The organism is Methylobacterium oryzisoli, from assembly GCF_046557895.1.
Taxonomy (GTDB): domain Bacteria; phylum Pseudomonadota; class Alphaproteobacteria; order Rhizobiales; family Beijerinckiaceae; genus Methylobacterium; species Methylobacterium oryzisoli.
In genome coordinates, this window is record NZ_JBKIBX010000004.1 from 179,053 (window position 1) to 197,350 (window position 18,298).

At 71.4% G+C, this 18,298-nt stretch carries 17 protein-coding genes; 12 read left to right on the forward strand and 5 right to left on the reverse strand.

Going from position 1 to position 18,298, the window contains the following annotated elements:
* Positions 1-54: 54 nt before the first annotated feature.
* The 6 genes from ACKUB9_RS06315 (at position 55) to ACKUB9_RS06340 (ending at position 6,891) form a co-directional block, all read left to right on the forward strand.
* Positions 55-729 carry an RraA family protein gene (locus ACKUB9_RS06315; RefSeq protein ID WP_407520308.1) on the forward strand — a complete coding sequence of 225 codons (675 nt, stop codon included), beginning with the start codon at positions 55-57 and terminating at the stop codon, positions 727-729.
* Between the two features lie 61 nt (positions 730-790).
* The gene (locus ACKUB9_RS06320) at positions 791-2,110 is read left to right on the forward strand and encodes an MFS transporter (protein WP_407520310.1); all 1,320 of its coding nucleotides are present in this window, start codon (positions 791-793) and stop codon (positions 2,108-2,110) included.
* Between the two features lie 35 nt (positions 2,111-2,145).
* Complete coding sequence (locus ACKUB9_RS06325) at positions 2,146-3,066, forward strand: SMP-30/gluconolactonase/LRE family protein (protein WP_407520312.1); 921 nt, start codon at positions 2,146-2,148, stop codon at positions 3,064-3,066.
* A 14-nt stretch (positions 3,067-3,080) separates the two neighbouring features.
* Positions 3,081-4,019, forward strand: coding sequence for an amidohydrolase family protein (locus ACKUB9_RS06330; RefSeq protein WP_407520314.1), 939 nt, complete (start codon positions 3,081-3,083; stop codon positions 4,017-4,019).
* Between the two features lie 37 nt (positions 4,020-4,056).
* Positions 4,057-5,028, forward strand: a complete 972-nt coding sequence (locus ACKUB9_RS06335) for an amidohydrolase family protein (protein WP_407520316.1) — start codon at positions 4,057-4,059, stop codon at positions 5,026-5,028.
* A gap of 291 nt (positions 5,029-5,319) precedes the next feature.
* On the forward strand, positions 5,320-6,891 hold the full coding sequence (locus ACKUB9_RS06340; RefSeq protein ID WP_407520318.1) for a FadR/GntR family transcriptional regulator: 1,572 nt from the start codon (positions 5,320-5,322) through the stop codon (positions 6,889-6,891).
* Between the two features lie 95 nt (positions 6,892-6,986).
* Here ACKUB9_RS06340 and ACKUB9_RS06345 read toward each other — a convergent pair whose 3' ends face one another.
* The 5 genes from ACKUB9_RS06345 to ACKUB9_RS06365 all read right to left on the reverse strand — a co-directional run bounded on the left by ACKUB9_RS06345 (position 6,987) and on the right by ACKUB9_RS06365 (position 11,610).
* Positions 6,987-7,793 (reverse strand): enoyl-CoA hydratase/isomerase family protein, encoded by an 807-nt coding sequence (locus ACKUB9_RS06345; RefSeq protein WP_407520320.1) that lies wholly within the window; start codon positions 7,791-7,793, stop codon positions 6,987-6,989.
* Entirely contained in the window at positions 7,774-8,898 is a 1,125-nt protein-coding gene (locus ACKUB9_RS06350; RefSeq protein ID WP_407520322.1) for an acyl-CoA dehydrogenase family protein, read from the reverse strand. Before ACKUB9_RS06350 ends, ACKUB9_RS06345 begins: the two co-directional genes overlap by 20 nt.
* 7 nt (positions 8,899-8,905) lie before the next feature.
* Positions 8,906-10,078 (reverse strand): acyl-CoA dehydrogenase family protein, encoded by a 1,173-nt coding sequence (locus ACKUB9_RS06355; RefSeq protein WP_407520324.1) that lies wholly within the window; start codon positions 10,076-10,078, stop codon positions 8,906-8,908.
* 78 nt (positions 10,079-10,156) lie between these two features.
* The gene (locus ACKUB9_RS06360) at positions 10,157-10,615 is read right to left on the reverse strand and encodes an acyl-CoA thioesterase (RefSeq protein ID WP_407520326.1); all 459 of its coding nucleotides are present in this window, start codon (positions 10,613-10,615) and stop codon (positions 10,157-10,159) included.
* A gap of 17 nt (positions 10,616-10,632) precedes the next feature.
* Positions 10,633-11,610, reverse strand: coding sequence for a quinone oxidoreductase family protein (locus ACKUB9_RS06365; protein WP_407520328.1), 978 nt, complete (start codon positions 11,608-11,610; stop codon positions 10,633-10,635).
* A gap of 157 nt (positions 11,611-11,767) precedes the next feature.
* Here ACKUB9_RS06365 and ACKUB9_RS06370 point away from each other — a divergent pair, with 157 nt between their 5' ends.
* The 6 genes from ACKUB9_RS06370 (at position 11,768) to ACKUB9_RS06395 (ending at position 18,268) form a co-directional block, all read left to right on the forward strand.
* Positions 11,768-13,336, forward strand: coding sequence for a class I adenylate-forming enzyme family protein (locus ACKUB9_RS06370; RefSeq protein WP_407520330.1), 1,569 nt, complete (start codon positions 11,768-11,770; stop codon positions 13,334-13,336).
* 136 nt (positions 13,337-13,472) lie between these two features.
* On the forward strand, positions 13,473-14,723 hold the full coding sequence (locus tag ACKUB9_RS06375) for an ABC transporter substrate-binding protein (RefSeq protein WP_407520332.1): 1,251 nt from the start codon (positions 13,473-13,475) through the stop codon (positions 14,721-14,723).
* 93 nt (positions 14,724-14,816) lie between these two features.
* Positions 14,817-15,701 carry a branched-chain amino acid ABC transporter permease gene (locus ACKUB9_RS06380; protein ID WP_407520334.1) on the forward strand — a complete coding sequence of 295 codons (885 nt, stop codon included), beginning with the start codon at positions 14,817-14,819 and terminating at the stop codon, positions 15,699-15,701.
* Positions 15,701-16,837 (forward strand): branched-chain amino acid ABC transporter permease, encoded by a 1,137-nt coding sequence (locus tag ACKUB9_RS06385; RefSeq protein WP_407520336.1) that lies wholly within the window; start codon positions 15,701-15,703, stop codon positions 16,835-16,837. Before ACKUB9_RS06380 ends, ACKUB9_RS06385 begins: the two co-directional genes overlap by 1 nt.
* Entirely contained in the window at positions 16,834-17,571 is a 738-nt protein-coding gene (locus ACKUB9_RS06390; protein WP_407520338.1) for an ABC transporter ATP-binding protein, read from the forward strand. The genes ACKUB9_RS06385 and ACKUB9_RS06390 overlap by 4 nt, the downstream gene beginning before the upstream one ends.
* Complete coding sequence (locus ACKUB9_RS06395; RefSeq protein WP_407520340.1) at positions 17,552-18,268, forward strand: ABC transporter ATP-binding protein; 717 nt, start codon at positions 17,552-17,554, stop codon at positions 18,266-18,268. The genes ACKUB9_RS06390 and ACKUB9_RS06395 overlap by 20 nt, the downstream gene beginning before the upstream one ends.
* Positions 18,269-18,298: the final 30 nt, after the last annotated feature.

Here is an 18,298-nt window from a genome sequence, read left to right on the forward strand (position 1 = left end):
GTAATTTATCGAGCGTAAAATTCACCTTTCCCCACACCCTTGAGGACGCAAGCCATGTCCATCGGCTTCAGGATCCATCCCCGCCCCCGCGCGGTCGACGCGGCCACGATCGAGAAATTCAAGGCGATCGCGGTCGCCAACATCAGCGATTCCATGAACCGCATGGTCCATGGCGGGCCGCGCCTGCGGCCGCTCAATGCCGGCGGCGTGCTCGCCGGCGCCGCGCTCACCGTCAGGACGCGGCCTGGCGACAACCTGATGGTTCACGCCGCCCTGAACCGCGCCGGCCCGGGTGACGTCCTCGTCATCGATGCGGGCGGCGACCTGACGAACGCGCTCATGGGTGAACTCATGCTCGCCCACGCTCAAGCGATCGGGGTCGCGGGCGTGATCCTGAACGGCGCCGTCCGCGATTCCGGCTGGATCCGGGCGAATGCGCTCCCGGTCTTCGCGGCCGGCATCACCCATCGCGGCCCCTACAAGAACGGGCCGGGCGAGGTGAACGCCGCGGTCGCCCTCGACGGGATGGTGATCGAGCCCGGCGACCTGATCGTCGGGGACGACGACGGCATCGTCTGCGTGCCCTTCGACCTCACGGAAGAGGTCTACGCCGCCGCCGACAGGAAGCAGCAGGGCGAGGCCAAGACCATGGCGGCCATCAGGGCCGGCACCGTGGACCGGTCCTGGGTCGAGCGCGCCCTGCGGGAGGCCGGCTGCGAGGGGATCTGACCCGTCCGCGAAAAAAGCCGCGAGACGGCGGCCCGCATCCGAAACCCTGGGAGGACCGAACGTGAGCGCCACCGAACACCCGCCGCAATCCCTCGAACACGCGACCATGCGCCGGGTGATCCTGCGCCTCGTGCCGTTCCTGATGCTCTGCTACTTCTTCGCCCTGCTCGACCGGGTGAATGTTGGCTTCGCCGCGCTGCAGATGAACAAGGATCTCGGGCTCACGCCCGCGATGTTCGGCTTCGCCGCGAGCCTGTTCTTCGTGTCCTACTTCCTGGTCGAGGTGCCGAGCAACCTCGCGCTGCAGCGCGTCGGCGCGCGCCGCTGGATCGCCCGCATCATGATCACCTGGGGGTTGATCACGATGGGCATGGCGCTCGTGACGGGTCCGTATTCCCTCTACGCGATGCGGTTCATCCTGGGTGCGGCCGAGGCCGGCTTCTTCCCCGGCGCCATCCTCTACCTGACCTATTGGCTGCCCAACGCGTACCGGGCGCGGATCCTCGCCACCTTCACGGTCTCGATCCCGCTCGCGACCTTCCTGGGCTCGCCGCTCTCGGTCGCGCTCCTCGAACTCGACGGGCTGCTCGGGCTCAGGGGCTGGCAGTGGCTCTTCCTGCTGGAGGGGCTCCCGACCGTGCTCCTCGGGATCGCCTGCCTGTTCGTCCTGACGGACCGGCCGCGGGACGCCGCGTGGCTGAGCGGCACGCAGCGCGACTGGCTCGTCGGGCGCCTCGCCGAGGAGGGGGCGCACAGGAAGCCGGTGGGGCACCTCTCCCTGTGGCAGCTCGCCTGCAACAAGTACTTCGTGACCATGGCGCTCGTCTGCGCGGGAGCGTCGGCCACCGGCAGCACGCTCTCGGTCTGGCAGCCGCAGATCATCAAGGCGTTCGGGCTGACCAACCTCCAGACCGGCTTCGTCAATTCCATCCCGTACGGCATCGCCACCGTGCTGATGATCCTGTGGGGACGCCACTCGGACCGCAGCGGCGAGCGCACGTGGCACACGGCGATCCCGCTCCTGCTGGCGGCCTTCGGCCTGTGCTACCTGAACCTGTCGGGGGGCCTCGTCACGACGATCATGGCCGTCTCCTGCGCGCTCGTCGGCGCCTACGCCTTCAAGGGGCCGTTCTGGGCGCTGTCGGCGGGGTGGCTGTCGGCCGGGACGCTCGCGGCGGGGCTGGCCGGCATCAACGCCATCGCGAACCTCATCGGGGGCGGCCTGATGGTGAACGTCGTGGGCCTCGTGAAGGAGGCGACCGGCAGCTTCGCCCTCGGCATGCTCCCGGTCGCGGCCCTCGATGCCGCCGCCGCCCTCAGCGTCGTCATGATCAGCCGCGCGCATGCCCGCGACGCGCGCACGGCCGCCGCGGCGGCCTGAGGGCACCGCTCCACCCCGCCTTTAAAGGGACTCCGATGTCGTTCTTCGCGCCCCCGCCGGCCGTGACGGCCGAGGTCTACACGCGCCTGCCGGACCGCTTCCGCAAGCCTGCGCCCACCGCCTGGGCGAACGCCAACCGCGGCGGGCAGGCGATCGATTCCTTCCTCGAGGGGCCGGTCTTCGACCGCGCCGGACGGCTCTACGTCACCGACATCCCGTTCGGCCGCATCTTCCGCATCGCGTCGGACGGGACCTGGGACCTCGTCGCGGAATACGACGGCTGGCCGAACGGCCTGACGATTCATCGCGACGGGCGCATCTTCGTCACCTGCTACAAGCGCGGGATCCTGCTGCTCGATCCCGACAGCGGGGCGGTGACCCCGTTCCTGGAGAATGCGGGCTCCGAGGGATTCCGGGGCGTCAACGACCTCACCTTCGCGGGAAACGGCGACCTCTACTTCACCGACCAGGGCCAGACCGGCCTGCAGGACCCCACCGGCCGGGTCTACCGCCTGCGCCCGTCCGGCGAGCTGACCTGTCTCATCGACACGGTGCCGAGCCCGAACGGCATCGTGATCGACAGCGCCATGCAGAACCTCTTCGTCGCCGTGACGCGGGCGCAGCAGATCTGGCGCATCCCGCTCAACGCCAGCGGTCTCGTCGCGAAGGTGGGCGTATTTTCGCAGCTCCACGGCGGGCTCGGCGGTCCGGACGGCCTCGCGCTCGACGCGGAGGGCTGCCTCCTCGTCGCCCATACGGGCTTCGGCTCGGTCTGGCGCCTGTCGCCGGTCGCGGAACCGATCCTGCGGGTGAGGTCGCCGGCCGGCCTCTCGACCACCAACATCGCCTACGGGGGGCCGGACGGCGCGACCCTGTTCATCACCGAATCCCAGACCGGAAGCATCCTGACGGCCCGCATGCCGGCGCCCGGTCAGCCCCTGTTCTCGAACGCCTGAGCGGACGCACTCCCATGACCCAATCGAAGACGCGGCGCGGTCACCTCGCGCTCCTCGCGGCCGGGGCGGCTTGCGTCGCTGGCGCGCGGCCCGCTTCGGCGCAGGCCGTGCGCTGGTCCGGCGGGACGGAAAAGCCCAGGCTCGTCGTGCCGCCGAACGCCACGGACTGCCACCACCACATCTACGACGCGCGCTTTCCCCCCGCGCCGGCCGCGACCCTGCGGCCGCCCGACGCCAGCGTCGAGGATTACAGGCAGTTGCAGCGCCGGCTCGGCCTCACCCGCAACGTCGTGGTGCAGCCCTCGACCTACGGCACCGACAACCGGCTGCTCGTCGAGGCGGTGAAGGCCTTCGGGCCGACCGCGCGCGGCATCGCGATGCTCGACGCGAGCGTCACGCCGGACGAGCTGAAGCGCCTGCACGAGGCCGGGATCCGGGGCGTGCGGTTCGGGACGCGGCTGCCGGGCGGCGCCCCGCTCGACGACCTGGAGCCGGTGGCGCGCAGGATCGCGGATCTCGGCTGGCACATCCAGCTCGTGTCCGAGGGCGAGCGGATCGTCGCCCTGCGGGAGGAGCTGGAGCGCCTGCCCGTGCCGGTGGTGTTCGACCACATGGGCCACCTCCCGGAACCGGAGGGCCCCGACCACCCCGCCTTCGGGGTGATCGCGCGCCTGATCGAGACCCGCGGCGCCTACGTGAAACTGAGCGGGGCCTACATCCTCTCCAAGTCCGGCCCGCCCGCCTACGCCGACCGCGGCCGGCTCGCCCGCGCCTTCGTCCAGCTCGCGCCCGAGCGGCTGGTCTGGGGCAGCGACTGGCCGCATCCGACCTCGCCGGCCGACAGGAAGCCCGACGACGCGATCCTGCTCGACCTCCTGGCCGAGTGGGCGCCCGATCCGGCCGTGCAGGCCCGGATCCTCGTGGCCAATCCGGTCGCGCTCTACGGGTTCTGAGCCGACCTCACGCCGAATGAGCAGGGAGAGAACGAGCATGAGAGCATTCGATCCGTCGCGGCGCGACCTCCTGAGGATCGCCGGCATGGGCGCCGTGGCGGCCGGTTGGCCAAGCGCCCGCGCCGCGGCGCAGGAGGCCGTCCCGTTCTCGTCCGGCACCGCCGCCCCGAAGACCTCCGTGCCGCCCGACGCCTGCGACTCCCACATCCACATTTTTTCGACGCGCTTCCCCGCGTCGAGCCACTGGAAGGGCGAGCCGGTCGTCGACAGCGACGTCGCGGCCTACCGCCGGTTCCAGAAGCGGATCGGCACCAGCCGCGTGGTCGTGGTGACGCCCTCGACCTACGGCATCGACAACCGCGCCACGCTCGATGGGGTGGCGCAGCTCGGCTCGTCCGCGCGCGCGGTCGTGGTCGTCGACCTCGACATCCCGGACGCGGAGCTGCGGCAGATGGCGGCGCAGGGCGCGGTCGGAATCCGCGTGAACTTCGTGACGCCGCAATCCTGGGGCGTCACGACGCCTGAGCGGCTGGAGACGATGGCAAGACGGGTGGCGCCGCTCGGCTGGCACGTTCAGGTCTACATGACGGGCGATCAGATCGCCGACCTCGCCGACGTCCTGGCGCGCCTGCCGACCCCGCTGGTCATCGACCACTTGGCGCGATTGCCGCCCGCCCAGGGGGTGAACCATCGAGCCTACCCGGTCGTGCGCAGGCTGCTCGATGGCGGGCGGACCTGGATGAAGCTGTCCGGAGCCTACCTCAACACGGAGAGTGGTCCCCCCGATTACGCCGATGCCTCGGCGGTCGCCCGCGCCTTCGCGAAGGCCGCGCCGGAGCGCATGGTCTGGGGCAGCGACTGGCCGCACCGCGGCCAGAAGGACATGCCGGACGACGGCACCCTGATCGACCTGCTCGCGGATTGGGCTCCCGACGAAGCCGCCCGAATCCGCATCCTCGTCGACAACCCGGCCAGGCTCTACGGCTTCGACAGGCCGGCCAACAAGTAAGTCGCCGTTGCCCTGTCGCGGCGCGGGCGTCTCGGCCGCATGACACAGACCGGCAGCGCGGAGGTCCTTCGGCCAGGGAGACGAGGGGAGGGGCCGCGACCGCACGCTCCGCCTCCGATGACAAGCCGGCGCCTGCTCGGAGGGAAGCGGCCGTCCGGCCGAACCGGCACGACGACGGCAGCGCAGTCCGATCCGGCGCTCGGCAGCGCAGACGCGTCCTCCCCGACGTGATAGACCAGACAAAAAGCCGTCCGGATCATCAATCCAGCCGGCTCGGGAGGACAATCGATCATGCTGGGAGCCCTGCAGCTCAAGCTCTCGCTCCTGCGGGGAGAATCTCCCTGCCCGATGGATCTCGCCGACTTCGGCCGGCTCGCGGCGATCGACCTACGAACGCAGACGAAATCGGTGCGCTCCGACCGCCTCGCGGTCGCCATGCTGGAGATGATCGCGTCGGGTCGGCTCCCGCCGGGCGCCCGCCTGCCGCCGGAGCGCCGCATCGCCGAAGCCGCCTCCGCGAGCCGTGTCTGCGTGCGCAGCGCGCTCGATCGCCTGAAGCTCGACGGCTACATCGAGGCCGTGCAGGGGTCGGGCACGCGGGTCGTCGCCATCGAACGCAGCGACCGTCTGTTCCAGCTGATCCGGGCGAACCAGGAGAACCTGGAGGATCTGCAGGATTTCGTCGCGTTCCTGGATCGGTGCGTCGTCGAGCACCTCGTGCGACGCGCCTCCGGCGAGGTGCTCGGCCGCGTGGCCGACCGCATCGCCGCGATGCCTCCGCGGCAGGACATCCAGGCGCTGGCGGAGGACGAACTGCAGCTGCGCCTCGTGCTGTCCGGTGCCGTGGACAGCCCGATCTACGCGATGATCACCCGCCAGCTCGCGCGCGGCATCCGCAGCCTGTTCGTCAGCCTTCTCAGAGCAGCGGGCGAGGCCCGGCTCGACCGCCTCGCCGACGACCGCCGGGCCCTCGCGGCGGCCGTGGGACGGCGCGACGGCGCGGCCGCGCAGGCGGCTCTCGCGGACCGTGTCGCGCGTCTGCGCGATCTCGACTGGGCCTCTCCGGCGGCCCGCGAGGGCGCGCCGCGCGAGGAGACCATCCTGCGCGACCTCGCGGTGGCCAGCCCCGAGCAGCTCAAGGACCGGCTGACCCGCGAGATCGCCGGCATGATCGCGACCGGGCATGCCCGGGACGGCGCCCGCCTCCTCAGCGAGCGGCGGCTCGCCACGCTGTTCGGCGTGAGCCGCGCATCGGTGCGCGAGGCGCTGGCCGCGCTCAAGGCCGACGGGACGGTGGTGGCCGACGAGCGCTGCGGCACGCGCGTGGTCGATGCGCTGACCTCGCTCGCCGCGGCCGATCTGGAACACCTGCAGATCATGTCGCGGCTGCGCGGCTACCTCGAAGTCTGGGCCGCGAGCCGAGCCGCCGAGCGCGGCAGCGACCGCGACCTCGCCGACCTGCGCCGCATCCTGGCCGAGATGGGCCGGTCCCATCTCAGCGCCCGGCGCAGGATCGACCTCGATCTGCGCCTCCACCTGACCATCGCGCGGGCGGCCGGCAGCGCCGTTCATCTCTACATCACCGAGGTCCTGCGCGACCTGATGACCGCCTACTTCGACTACTCGCTCACGACTCCGTCGATCGGGGGAGGGCGCGACGCGATGCTGCTGCGCCACCACACCCAGATCGTGACCGCGATCCTGGCCCGTGACACGGTGGGTGCCGGCCGCGCGATGGCGGAGCATTGCGGCGCCTTCAGCGACCGCTACGCCATGCTGGATGCGGACCGGGAGATGCTGCCGTGCGGTCTGACCGCCGACTGGGTATCCCAGGGCGCGGCCGGCGTCCCGCAGGCAGGTTAGAAGCGCGGTGCGGCTGGCCGCGCTGCGGGGCGTCCCGGCGCCCGCCGCCGCGACGGTGTGCGTCGCGGACCTGGCGGTGGGGCGAGGGGGCGCGTTCAGCGGCCGGTGAAGACCGGCTTGCGCTTGGACCGGAAGGCGTTGACGGCCTCCTGGTGGTCCTCGGTGCGGTTCGACAAGGCCTCGTAGGCGACGCTCGCGTCCATGACGCCGTGAACGATCCGCTTCAGCTCGATGTTCGTCACCGTCTTGCTCCAGCGAATGGCCTTGGTGGCCCCTGCGAGGAGCTTGCCGGTGAAGGCCGCCACCGCCGCATCGAGTTCCTCGGGCGGGACCGCATGGTTGATGAGGCCGATCTCCGCCGCCTTGCGGGCCGGGATCAGGTCGCCCGTCATCAGGTATTCCTTGGCGCGCGCATAGCCGATGAGCTGCGGCCAGATCGCCGGGCCGCCATCCCCCGCCACGAAGCCGATCGAGACGTGGGGATCCCCGATCTTGGCCGTCTCGGCGGCGAAGATCACGTCGCAGAACAGGGCGAGCGTCGCGCCGAGCCCGGTGGCGTGGCCGTTCACGCGGGCGATCAGCGGCTTCTCGAGGTCGAGCATCGAGAAGACGATCCGCTTGGCCTCGCGCGCCGTCTGCTCGAACGAGTCGGGGCGATCGATCGCGGTCTGCATCCACGGGATGTCGCCGCCGGCCGAGAAGGCCCGCCCCGCCCCGGTCAGCACGATCACGTCGCTGCCCGGGTCGACGGCGACATCGTAGAAGACGTGCGCGAGTTCCTCGTGCAGCAGCGCGTCCGCGGCGTTCAGCGCATCCGGGCGGTTCATGGTGATGGTGAGAAGCCGCCCCTCGCGCGTGATCGTCAGGGTCTCGTAGCGCTCCTCAAGCGGCACTTGCCTCATCGTCCGGTCTCCCCTTCGGCGACAGGGTGTCTGTCGCGAGCTGCCTGATCTGCGCCTCCGTCCCGCCGTGAAGTCCGGCAGCGACCTGTAGGCGCTTGTAGACGTGGCCGACGCGGTAATCCTCGGTCATGGCGATGCCGCCGCTGGCCTGGATCAGGCGGGAGGCCGCGGCCAAGCCCTGCCGGCCGAGGGCCACCTTCGCGGCACTCGCCGCCCGGCGCCGCTCTCCGGGCTCGCTTTCGAGGGCGGCGGCAACCCAGAGCAGGAGCGAGCGCAGGGTCTCGAGGTCGCAGAACGCATCCGCCATCAGGTGCTGGACGGCCTGGAACGAGCCGAGCGTCTGGCCGAACTGGCGCCTCTGGTTGAGGTAGCCGACCGTGAGGTCGAGGCCCGCCGCGAGCGCCCCGTACGCGTCGGCCACGAGGCAGGCGGCGGCGCAGTCCTCGATCTCGGCGAACAGCGCGAGGGCATCGTGCCCGGTCGCGAGCACGGCCCCGGCGGGAAGCTCGATCCCCTCGAAGCTCAGGACCGCGCCCGTGCGCCCGTCGATCAGGCGCCGCGCGTCCACGGCCGGGCCGACCGCCTCCAGGCAGACGAGCGCCGCGCCGTTGGGCGAGCGCCCGCCGGCCTGGACGAGCCAGTGGGTCGCCGTGTCCGCGTCCAGGGCGAGGGCGCTGCGACCCTGGAGACGCCCGCCCGCGGCCGTGCGCGCGACGCTCAAGCCTCCCGCCGCCGGGTCCTCGGGGACGAGGGCGAAGCGCACCTCGCCCGCCGCGAGGCCCGGTGCCAGCGCCGCGAGGGCGTCGAGGCCGCGCCGCATCAGGCGCGGGGCCACCAGCACGTCCGCCGCGAGCGAGCGCCGCAGCAGCACGCGGCCGGCCTCCTCGACGATCGACAGGCCCTGCAGCGCGTCCGCCCCGACGCCGCCGAGGGATTCCGGCAAGCCCATGGCGAACCAGCCGAGCTCGGCCATCTCGCGCCGGAGCGCGTCCAGGGCCGCGGGGGCGGGCGGGGCCGGCGTCCAGGAACACCGCTCCTCCAGGAAGCGGCGGGCGCCCTCGCGCAGCAGATGGTCGTCGTCGCGTTGGTCCGGTGATCGCCGCATGGCAGCCTCAGCGCAGGCCCAGCGTGGAGCGGGCGATGATGGTCTTCTGGATCTCGTTCGATCCCGCGTAGATGGTCACGACCCGCCGAAACAGGTGCCGTTCGGTCCAGCCCGCGACCTCGCCGTCGCGCCCCGCATCCGGGACCCCCAGGGCGTCCTCGCCGATCACCTCCATGGCCAGTTCGCTGATGGCCTGCTGGAGCCGGGACCCGATCACCTTGACGATGGACGCCTCGGGACCGGGCTCGCGGCCCTCCGTCTGGTCGATGAGGACCCGCAGCACCGTCGCTTCGAGGCCGGCGAGATCCGCCTCCAGCACCGCGAAGCGGCGCCGGAAGGCTGGGTCGTCCAGCACCGGCCCGCCGCCCGCGCCGCGGCGGCGGGCCGCCAGCTGCTTCAGGCGCTCGAACTCGCGGCGCGAGCGGTGGACCTGGGCGTTGTTGGTGCGCTCGTGGTTGAGCAGGAACTTGGCGTAGCCCCAGCCCTGGTCGACCTCGCCGATGAGCGCGTCGTCGGGCACGCGCACGTCGTCCAGGAACACCGAGTTCACGCTGTGTCCGCCGTCGATCGTGATGACCGGATCGATCGTGACGCCTGGCGCCCGCATGTCGACGATGAACAGCGAGAGCCCGGCCTGGGGCCTGACGTCCCGGTTGGTGCGGGCGAGGCAGATCATCAGGTCGGCGAAGTGGCCCTCGGTGGTCCAGGCCTTCTGTCCGGTGATGATCCAGCCTCCCTCGACCTTGCGGGCAGTGGTGCGCACAGAGGCGAGGTCCGAACCGGCCTCGGGCTCCGAGTAGCCCTGGCACCAGAACTCGTCGCCGGACCGGATCGGCGGCAGGTAGCGGTCCTTCTGGGCCTGCGATCCGAAGGTGTGGAGCGTGGGGCCGACGAGATAGACGCCGAAGACGCTGAGCGGCGGCGCGTCGGCCGCCGCGCACTCGGCCTCGAAGATGAAGCGCTGGATCGGCGTCCAGCCCGGTCCGCCCGCGCTCTCAGGCCAGTGATGGGCTGCCCAGCCTCGCGCGTCGAGGAGCCGATTCCAGCGCGCCATGTCCTCGCGGGTGAGGTGGATGCCCTCGCGCGTCCTGCGCGCGAGGTCGGGAGGCAGCATCGCGCGGATCGCCGACCGGATCTCCGCCCTGAACGCGCGCTCGTCATCCGTGAAGAAGGCGTCCACGTGTCTGCTCGCTCCCTGGCTCGTGCCCGGACGTTCTCCCCCGGCACCGGCCGCGACAAGGCGGATGCTGGCCCTGCCTCAAGACCAATCGGCGGCCGGCCCGGCGAAGCCCGCGAGGGCATCGCGCTCGCGGGGATCGAGGGGCCGGGCGCGGCGGATCCGGCCATCCATGACGACCGTGACCGAAAGCGCCGTCGCCACGCAGGCCGCGCCGACGAACAGGCCCTGTCCCATCACGATCGCGCTGGTGCCGAGCCGCAGCACCGCGGTCCCGATCTCGGGCGCATCCGCGAAACCGACCTCCCGGGCGAAGTCGACCGTGATGGAGGCGAGCGCCAGGGCGTCGTCCGGCGCCATCAGGGGTCGCAGGGCTTCGGTCAGGAGGGCGTAGCGCCCGTCGTCGAGCCACGCGGTGAACACGCTGTTCGTCACGTGCGCGTTCGGATCGAGGTCCGAATGGCGCACGATGGCGGAGCGCCAGTGCGGGAAGAAGGCGCGCGAGGCGAGCCGCGGCTCCTCGGCGAGCGTGCGCTTCATGGGATCGATCCTTGCCGTCAGGGCAGGAGCACGGTGGCGCCGGAGGTCTCGCCGGCTTCGAGGCGGCGATGGACGGCTCCCGCCTCGGCGAGCGGTGCGCGCAGGCCGATCGCCGGGCGCAGCTGGCCTCTCTCCACCATCGCGAACATCGCGTCGGCGCCCGCCTGCAGGTCCGGCAGCGTGCGCAGATGCGCGAAGACGCCGGGCACGCTCACGGACAGCGACCGCTGCGGCCCGAGCTTGGCGAGATCGACGGACGCCAGCGCCTCGCCCGCCTGTCCCAGGTTGATCGCGGTCCCGAACGGCTTGAGGCAGTCGAGGGACCGTTCGAGGATCGCGCCGCCGATGCCCTCGCAGACGACATCGACGCCCGCGCCACCGGTCAGCCGCAGCGTCTCGGCGGCGAAATCCTGCTCCCGGTAGAGGATCACCGCCTCGCACCCGGCCGCGCGGGCGACCTCCGCCTTGGCGTGCGACCCGACCGTGCCGATGACCCGGGCGCCGACCGCGCGCGCCCATTGCGTCAGCAGCACGCCGAGGCCGCCCGCCGCGGCGTGAACCAGCACCGCGTCCCCGGGTCCGAGAGGCCGCACGCGGGTGAACAGCATGTGGGCCGTCATGCCCTTGAGCATCAGGGCGGCCGCGTCCTCGTCCCGGATCCCGTCCGGCAGCCGCACTAGGCGGGCGGCGTCGATCACCCGGGCGCTGGCGTAGCTGCCGATCGGGGGGCCGGCATAGCCGACCCGGTCGCCCGGCCGCAGCGCCACCCCCGCACCGACCGCCTCGACGACGCCGACCGCTTCGACGCCGATCGCGCCCGGCACGGCGGGAATCGGGAAGAGGCCGCGGCGATGATAGGTGTCGATGAAGTTCACGCCGACGGCGGTCTGCCTCACCAGGACCTGCCCCTCGCGCGGGGGCGGGAGGTCGATCTCGACGGGGGCGAGCCGGTCGGGTCCGCCGTAGGCGTCGATCCGCATCTCGATCGCGCGCAATCCTGCCTCCTTGCCTGAACCCGCCCGTCTGTGCGTCCGGGAGGCGGCGTGCCGCAATTCGCTCATTGGTCCGCCGACGAGACCAAACCGGCCTTTGACGGAGAGTGGTCGAGCCAGGCGAGATGGCGCCCTCCTGCTCTCCCGAAGCGTATCCGCCATGACCGATCCCTCCCCGATCCTCTCCCTGACCGTGCCGCAGCTCCTCCGGCGTCGGGCGGAGGAAGGTCGCACCGGGATCGCCCTCTCGGCCCACGCGCTCGGGGGCTGGCGCGACCGGCTCACCTACGGCCAGCTCGTGCAGCGGATGGACGCCGTGGCGGCCGGCTTCGCCGCGCTCGGGCTCGGGGAGGGCGACCGGATCGGCGTGCTGCTGGGCAACGAGGCGGGACGGGAATGCCTGCTCACCGCCCTCGGGGCGCTGCGGATCGGCGCCGCCGTGGTGCCGTTCAACACCCGCGCCTCCGACGAGGAGCTCGGGCACGCTCTCGCGCTTGCCGAGCCTGCCGCGGTCGCGTGCACGGCCGCGGGGGCGGCCCGGCTCGCGCGGCTCTCTCCGGCCGTCCGGCTGCTCGTGGTCGGGGAGGGGGCGCCGGCGGGCACGCAGACGTGGCCCGAGCCGCTGATGTCCTGGTTCGGCGCGGCACCGCCGGAGGTCCCGGATCCCGACCGGCTGGGCTGCCTGCTGTTCACCTCGGGCACGACCGCGCGATCCAAGGCCGTGATGCACAGCCACACCACGATGCTCGGCGCCGGACTCGCCTGCGGCGCGGCTCTCGGCCTGCGGGCCGACGATCTCTACCAGGGCGGCTGGCCGTTCTTCACCAGCTCGCCGCTCAACCTCGGTGCGATGTCGTGCTGGATCGCCGGCGCCGGCCTGGTGCTGGAGGAGCCGCTCGACAATCGCGGTCGCCTCCGCCTGATCGCCTCCGAGCGCACGACCTACTACCACGGCGTCCCCTCGGTGGTGCACTTCATGATGGAGGAGTTCGCCCGCGCCCCGACCGACGTGTCGAGTCTGCGGCGCGTCGGCTACGGCGGCTCGGCGATGCCGCCGGAGGTCATCCGCCGGCTCGCCGCGCAGTGGCCCCACGTCGCGCAGGTGCAGATCTACGGCATGACGGAGAGCGGCCCGAGCGGCACGCGGCTCGAACCGGCGATGATGGAGGAGAAGATCGGCTCGATCGGCAGCGCCATGCCGCATTGCGCCGTCTCGATCATCGACGAGGCCGGCCGAGCGCTCGGGCCCGGCGAGACCGGCGAGATCCTGCTGCGGGGACCGGGTGTCGCGAAGGGCTACTTCCGCAATCCCGACGCCACCGCCGAGGCCTTCGTGCTGGGCGGCATCCGGACCGGCGATGTCGGGCATCTCGACGCCGAGGGGTTCCTGTACTTCACCGATCGGCGCAAGGACGTGATCAATCGCGGCGGCCTGAAGGTCGCCTCGGTGGCGGTCGAGGAGGTGCTCTACCGCCACCCGAGCGTGCGGGAGGCGGCGGTGATCGCCGTCCCGCATCAGGCGCTGGGCGAGGACGTGGCCGCCTGCGTCGTCCCGCGCGAGCCGGGCGGCGTCGACACGGAGGCACTCGCCGCCTTCTGCGCCGAGCGGCTGGCCGATTACGCCCGCCCGCGCCGCTGGCTCATCCTCGACGAACTGCCCAAGAACCCGATGGGCAAGGTGCTGAAGACGGAGCTGCGGGCGCGCTTCGCGGCGTCCACGCGAACGTGAGGGGACCGGGAGGACCGCGCCAATGGTCTTCCCGGCAGCCCAGGGCCGGCCTTGCCGTCCCCGGAGGGGTCACCGAAGCTGATCCGCAAGAGGACGCGCGAAGCGTCCCGACCAAGATCCTGAGGAGGGAAGCCCTATGACGGTTCCGTTCTCGCGACGCGCCGTATTGGCGCTGGCCGCGATGATGCTCGGCTCCAACGCCCATGCCCAGACCGAGATTCCGATCGGCTGGGTCCTGCCGCTGAGCGGCGGCTCGGCGGCCATCGGCCAGCAGGCCCGCACCGGCGTGCAGATCGCCGTCGACCAGATCAACGCCGCCGGCGGCATCCAGGCGCTCAAGGGCGCCAAGCTCAAGCTCGTCTTCGCCGATTCCCAGTCGAAGCCCGATATCGGCGTCTCCGAGACCGAGCGGCTGATCCAGCGCGAGAACGTCGCGGTGATCGGCGGGGCCTTCAACAGCGCCGTGACCTTCCCGGCCACCGAACTGGCCGAGCGCTACAAGACGCCCTGGATCGTGATGGGCGCCGTGAAGGACGAGATCACCGAGCGGAACTTCAAGTACGTCTTCCGCATCAACAACAAGGCGACCTACGACGCCCGCGAGCAGCTCGATGCCATCGACCTCCTGAAGAAGGAGACCGGCAAGGGACCGCAGACCCTCGCGGTCTTCTACGAGGGCTCGGACTGGGGCCGCTCGCACGCCGCCAACGTCCGCAAGCTCGCCAAGGAGCGCGGCTACACCATCGTGCTCGACGAGGCCGCGCCTCCCAACCAAGTCGACTTCTCGGCGCAACTCCTCAAGATCCGCGCCGCCAAGCCGGACGCGCTGATCGCCGCCTTCTACACGCCCGATCATCTGCTGCTCTCGCGCCAGCTGTTCGAGCAGCAGCTCAACCTGCCCTACGGCCTGCATTCGGTCGGCGGCGGCACCGAGGATCCCTCCTTCTACAAGGCGGTCTCACCGAAGGCCGTGGCCTACTACTTCGTGCAGGAGGATCGGCAGGTCGACGCCCTGCAGGGTGATCGCCTTCCCCAATACACGGACGTCGAGAAGCGGTTCAAGGAGACGCTCGGCTACGACATGAGCGCCTACGGGGCGCAGGGCTTCTCGGTCATGTACGTGATCAAGGAAGCCCTGGAGCGGGCCGGCAGCGCCGAGCGGCAGGCCCTGCGGGACGCCATCGCGGCGACGGACATCACCTCCGGTCCGGCCATGTATGTCGGCTACCAGCGCATCAAGTTCGATGAGCAGGGCCAGAACACCTTCGCGCACGGCGCCATCTCGCAGAACCTGAACGGACAGCGGCGCACCGTCTGGCCGGCGGAGAGCCGCTCGCCTGACACCAAGCCGGCCTGGCCCGTGCCGGCCTTCGGCGCCCGCTCCTGACGCGGACGGGGGTGGCCGCGCCACCCCCCACACCCTTCCCCGATCGCCCGGACGGCGGCGCGCCGCGCCACCGGCCCGACCTGCACGGCCCCCATGGACCCGCTGATCCTCTCCTTCGCGCTCGTGAACGGCCTTCTGATCGGGGGCATCTACGGCGGCGTCGCGCTGGGCCTGAGCCTGATCTTCGGCGTGATGCGCGTGGTGAACTTCGCGCACGGCTCGCTCCTGATGCTGGCGCTCTACGCCGCCTTCTGGCTCCAGGCGCTCGCGGGCATCGAGCCCTACGCCAGCGTCGTCGTCACGGTGCCGCTGCTGTTCGCGGTCGGCTTCCTGATCCAGAGCGTGGTCATCGCGCCGCTGATCCGGCGGGAGAGCGCGCTGGTGGTCGAGCCCCTGAGCGCCCTTCTTCTCACGGCGGGCGTCTACCTCGTGATCGATAACTTGGCGCTCATGGCCTTCGGCCCGGACGTGCGCTCGGCCACGACAGGTTTCGCCCTGGCGCCCCTGATGCTCGGGCAGATCCCGGTCAACATGCAGCGCCTGATCGCCTTCTCGGCCGCGATCCTCGCCGCCATCGCGCTCTCGCTGTGGCTGCGCAGCACCCGCATGGGCCGCGCGATCCGCGCCACCGCGCAGAACCGCGACGCCGCCGCCCTGTCGGGGATCGACGTGCCGTTCGTCTACGCGGTGACCTTCGGCATCGGCGCGGCGCTGCTCGGCCTGTTCGGCTCGCTCCTGGCCACCTTCATCCCGATCACGCCGCAGGTCGGCCTCAGCTTCGGCATCCGCTCCTTCATCGTCGTGGTGCTCGGCGGCATCGGCAGCATCCCGGGCTCGATCGTGGGCGGCCTCGTCATCGGCGTGTTCGAGGCGCTCGCCTCTCAGTTCGTACCGGCGACCTCGGCGGCGATCCTGTCGCTCGGCCTCTTCGTCCTGATCCTCCTCGTGCGGCCGAGCGGCCTGATGGGACGCGCCTGATGAGCACCGCCCGCCCGAGCCGGCTTCGCCGGACCATGGCGCCGCTCTCCGGCCTCGCCGCCCGGGAGGCCGAGGATTCCGGCGGGAGAGGGCCGGCCGGCAAGCCGAACCACGGCCGGCCGGACCACGGCCGCGCGAAGGGTGCCCTCGGCGCTCCCGTCGCGGGCGCCGTGGCCCTTGCTCTCTGCGGCCTCGCGGCCCTCGCGCTGCCGCTCGTCGCGGACGCTTACATCCTGCATTCCTGCATCGTCGTCCTGTTCTTCGCCTACATGGCAACGGCCTGGAACTTCGTCTGCGGCTACGTCGGCCAGCTCTCGATCGGGCACGCGATGTTCGCGGGCGTGGGCGGCTACGCCACGGTGCTGCTGTTCACGGGCCTCGGCCTCTCGCCGTGGCTCGGCATGCCGGTCGGCGGGCTGCTCGCCGCCGCCCTCTCGGTCGTGGTGGGCTATCCGACCTTCCGGCTGAGAGGCCCGTACTTCGCCCTGACCACCATCGCCTTCGCGGAGATGATCAGGATCTGGGTCGAGAACACCGACACCTTCCTGGGAATACCGCTCAACGGCGCGGCCGGCCTCACCGTGCCTCTGCGGGGCGAGAGCGTCGCGGCGCTGCAGTTCAACGGCAAGGCGCCCTACTACTACCTCATCGTCGCCCTGCTGGCGGGCGCGCTCCTGGCGACGTGGCGGCTCGAACGCTCGAAGCTCGGCTTCTACCTGAAGGCGATCCGCGGCGACCGCGACGCCGCCGAATCCCTCGGCATCAGCCCGGCGCGCTACCAGCTCGTCGCCCTCGCGATCAGCGCCTTCATGACGGGCGTCGGCGGCGGCTTCTACGCGCAGTTCTTCCGCTACGTGAACGCAGAGCGCCTGATCGGCGTCGATCTCTCGATCGACATGGCACTCATGAGCATCATCGGCGGCCAGGGCACCGTGTTCGGGCCGCTCCTCGGCGCCGTGCTGCTGGCGCCCCTCGCCGAGATCACCCGCGGCGCCCTCGGCGGCTCGTTCCTCGGCCTGCACATCGTCGTCTACGGCATCATCCTCATGCTCGCGGTCCTCTACCTGCCCAAGGGGCTGATCGCCCCGTTGCGCACGCTCCTCCTGCGCATCGCCGGCCGCGGGGGTGCCCGGTGAGCCCGCCCCTCCTCGACGTGCGCGGCATCAGCAAGCGCTTCGGCGGCGTCCACGCGGTCCGGGACCTCTCGTTCCGTCTCGACGACGGCGAGATCCTCGCCCTGCTCGGCCCGAACGGGGCCGGCAAGACCACGGCGTTCAACATGATCGCCGGGTATTTCCGGCCGGACGGCGGCGAGATCCTGTTTCGCGGGCGCAACGTGGCGCGGCTGCGGCCCTGGGACATCTGCAAGGCCGGCATCGCCCGCACCTTCCAGCTCTCGAAGCCGTTCGCCGACCTCACGGTGGTCGAGAACCTGATGGTCGGGGGCTTCGCGCGCTCGTCCGACACGGCGGCGATCCGCGAGCGGGCGGAGGAGATCGCGGACTTCCTCGGCATGGGGCGGCAGGCCGACACGGAGGTCCAGCACCTCACGGCCTTCGACCGGCGCAAGCTCGAACTCGGCCGGGCGCTCTCGACGCAGCCGGTCCTCCTGCTGATGGACGAGGTCGTGGCGGGCGCGACCCCGGCCGAGGGGCAGGAGATGGTCGCGCTCGTGCGCCGCATCCGCGACCGCGGCATCACCATCCTGATCGTCGAGCACGTCATGAAGGTGATCATGGCGCTGAGCGAGCGGGTGATCGTGATGGAATCCGGCCGGCTGATCGCCGACGGGGCGCCCAAGGACGTGGTGAGCCAGCCCGAGGTGCTGAAGGCCTATTTCGGGGAGCAGTATGCAGCAGCCCGCGCTTGAGGCCGTCGATCTGCGGGCGGGCTACGGCGACGTCCGCGTCCTCGACGGCGTCTCCCTCCGGCTCGATCCGGGCGAGATCGTCGCGCTCATCGGCGCCAACGGCGCCGGCAAGACCACGCTCCTGCGCACGGTGTCGGGCCTCGTACGGGCGCGGGGCGGCTCGGTCTCGCTGTTCGGGACGCGCATCGACGGGCTGGCGCCGCACCGGGTGGCCGAGGCCGGCTTCGTCCAGTCGCCCGAGGGAAAGCAGCTCTTCCTCGGCATGTCGATCCAGGAGAATCTGATGGTCGGCGCGCACAACCGGCGCGCCTATCCGCGGTGGCGGACGACGATCGAGGAAGTCTACGGGCTGTTTCCGATCCTGGCGGAGCGACGGGACAAAGCGGCCTCGACCCTCTCGGGGGGACAGCAGCAGATGCTCGCGGTGGGCCGCGCGCTGATGGCCCGCCCGCGCGTGCTCGCTCTCGACGAGCCTTCCCTCGGCTTGGCGCCGATCATGGTCGACCGCCTGTTCGAGGCGATCCGCGAGGTGCGCAAGCTCGACATCCCGATCCTCGTCATCGAGCAGAACGTGTTCCAGGTCCTGAGCATGGCCGACCGCGGCTACGTCCTGGAGAACGGCCGGGTCACGCTCTCTGGCACGGGGCGGGACCTGATCGAGAACGAGCATCTGCGGGCCACGTATCTCGGATTGTGATGCGCCGTCCCGACGCGAGGATCCGATCCA